Source organism: Tissierellales bacterium (genome assembly GCA_025210965.1).
Taxonomy (GTDB): Bacteria; Bacillota; Clostridia; order Tissierellales; family JAOAQY01; genus JAOAQY01.
Window position 1 is genome coordinate 1 of the sequence record JAOAQY010000129.1, and the last position, 2816, is coordinate 2816.

The 2816-nt window shown below is 32.2% G+C and carries 2 protein-coding genes; both read right to left on the reverse strand.

What is annotated here, in order from left to right; all coding sequences use genetic code 11:
- Positions 1 to 270 precede the first annotated feature (270 nt).
- A complete protein-coding gene (locus tag N4A40_09505) occupies positions 271 to 2397 on the reverse strand; it encodes a caspase family protein (protein ID MCT4662083.1) in 2127 nt (708 codons plus the stop codon).
- Positions 2398 to 2580: 183 nt separating this feature from the next.
- On the reverse strand, positions 2581 to 2816 hold a 236-nt coding region (locus N4A40_09510; protein MCT4662084.1), incomplete at its 5' end, for a hypothetical protein.

Below are 2816 nucleotides of genomic sequence, written 5' to 3' on the forward strand. Positions count from 1 at the left end.
AAAAAAAGATGCTCCTCAAAGCACCTTAGTCGTTTTGTAGAAAATGAAGTTGGGTAATATACATCTCGTGATGTATCGAAGCCAATATCGGGTATTTAATCTTTTAGTGGTACTTCATTCCCTACCTATGGATAAAAGCCATGCTACAAGCTTGGGGAGCTTGATGCATATCTATATTATAATGATAAGTGTTAACTGAATCAAGGTTTTTATGTTATTTTTTTGAAATTTTTTCAAATTTATTTTTTTACTTACGTTATATGCGAATTGCTATCTCTGAATTCTGAATCTAAGTATTTCAGATTCTCTTAATGAACTTCCACTTTCACTTTTCACGCTATCTTTAACATGGAGATAGTAATATTTGTCGTAATCCCATCCGCTGATAGGTGGGTTAACTAACACTGAATTTTCCCTAACTTCAAGTTCTATTCCATTTAATTTTATTCCCTCTCTAGTTTCAGATACATATATTCCATTCACTATAGATTCTTCCGATACATTAGAACTAAAATCTATTGTCCAAACTTTTTTATTGTCATTTATCATAAGGTCTTTATAAAATACTATTCCTTCATCTGGATTAAATAGATCATTTACAACTACCGATTGTTCAGCTTCGTGAAGCCCATCTATACTTATCGCATGTATTTTTGTCTCACCTGATTTCAGCGCACGAAACTTTCCATCACCTGTAATAGACAATATATCAGAATCCTCACTATAGTAGTACACACTGTCGTTTGTAGCATTTAGTGGGTCTATTTCCACAATTGTATCTCCCGTATCTCCTACGGTTATTATCTTTGTCTCATTTTCAAAATGAATGCCTTTAACCGAAATATCTCTAATAGGACTATAACTCATCCATTCAAAATCTGTATTTTCCGGATAAATTTGAGCATGCTGAGTTGGATTTCTCAGCAAAATTCTATTATATATATATTCATATGTTTCTCTTAGAGTAAGTCCACCATCTCCATTTAAGTCAGATGGATAATTTCCATAATAACCACTTGAATCTGCCAACACTTTTGTAAATAGTCCATATGGTGGAACACCAGTAAACTCTACCGAAAGTTCACTTGCAGAGGATGCTGTAATAACTTTGTAAGAACCTTCATTTAAAAATCCACCAGCTTTTGGAGTAGCTGAGAATGTTTCTATTATATTTCTATCCATAGATTCTAATTCATCTTCAATACTGCTATAGTCATCAGAGTTAGATGCTTTATTTATAAACCCTCCTGAATTACAACAATCTAGTATAACAACCTTTACGCCAGCTAGTTCGTCTAGATATGATTTTAATTCACCAACAGATACGTACCCTTCAATCAAACTTAAATAACTCGTATTTTCGTGGCTCATGCCATGCCCTGAATAATAAATATATGTTATATCCTCTGGTCCAACTATATCAGATAGGTATTTTATCGCATCTTCCAATTGAAATTTAGTTATGTCATTGTATTTTTGTATATAAGTAAATTCTCCTGCATCTCCAAATTCACTCTCTGAAAATATTTTTTCCATTCTTTCCACATCGTATTTAGGCCCTTTAAGGTCCTGTTTATCTCCTGGATAGTCCGTATTTCCAATCAGTATAGCCCTTCTCTGCGGGATATCGTCACTTTGTCTACCTACTATAAAATCTGTCGTTGTCTTTAAATCTCCATAACTTGCTGTCATTTCGATTATACCAACTGATTCGCATTGAAATATACCATCTGAATCAAGTGAACCCAAATCATCTCTGCCCATTCCACTCCATCTTATATCAATCGCATCATATATCTCTAAATCTATATCGAGTATTTCTTTTAAGTCAATTTTTTCTCCTACTCTCAATATATACTTTGAATCGCCAAATTCCAATTTATCAATTACTAAATCTTCAGGATTAAACGAATAGCTAAGATTATATGTCCATTCAGTTTCTCTATTTTTCTTGGGAACAACTACAATATAGTAAGTCCCCGGCTCTAAATCGTGCATATCTATAGCCCTAAATTGCTTGTTTTCTTTAGTTATTATCTCGGATTCTTTTATTATCTCTACATCAGAAGACATTAGCACTACATTGTAATCCTCTATACTTCCTAATTGCTGAGAACTAAGTATCTCTATGTGACCGGATCTTCTAAGCTCTATTTCGAAGTAGTCTAGATTGTAAATATTTCCAAATGGTGAGTGTATTATTTGACCCTCTTCTAAATTTGTAGCTTCAGCTATTCCATTGTTCCCTAAGTTCTTAAACTTCATCAAGTCGTCATCATACGAATTTGTCTCTACACTTTTGATTTTGACATCTTCTGTTCTACTCTCTGCAAATACTGCACTTTTCATTCCGCTGAAAATCAAAATCATTGATAATGCCATTACTATTTTTTTCATAATTTTATTCTGATTCACAAACATCACTCATCCTCTATTTCTAAATATTTACAAGTTTTTCTGAATTGTTTTATAGTTTATATTTTATAACAAAATCTATTATTTTGCATTATTTTTAAAATAATTCAGTCAAAAAAAAACAAACCAGCTAATTAATTCTGGTTTGTTTTTATTTGCAACATTCTATTTTTCTACCTTAAATCTGACAATTTTAGATTCTTTCAAGGATTTTCCCGCATCGCTTTTCACATTATTATTTACGTGAATATAGTAATATCTATCATATTCCCATCCATCACTAGGTGGATTAAGAAGTACAGAGCTACCTCTAATTTCAAGATTTACTCCATCTAATTTATCTCCAGCTCTAGTTTCTGATATATATATGCCATTAACTATCGAATCTTTCGATACATTAG

Bases quoted from the DNA above. Each gene is read 5' to 3' on its own strand.
- N4A40_09505 (MCT4662083.1), bottom strand. From the start codon at position 2,397: ATGAAAAAAATAGTAATGGCATTATCAATGATTTTGATTTTCAGCGGA.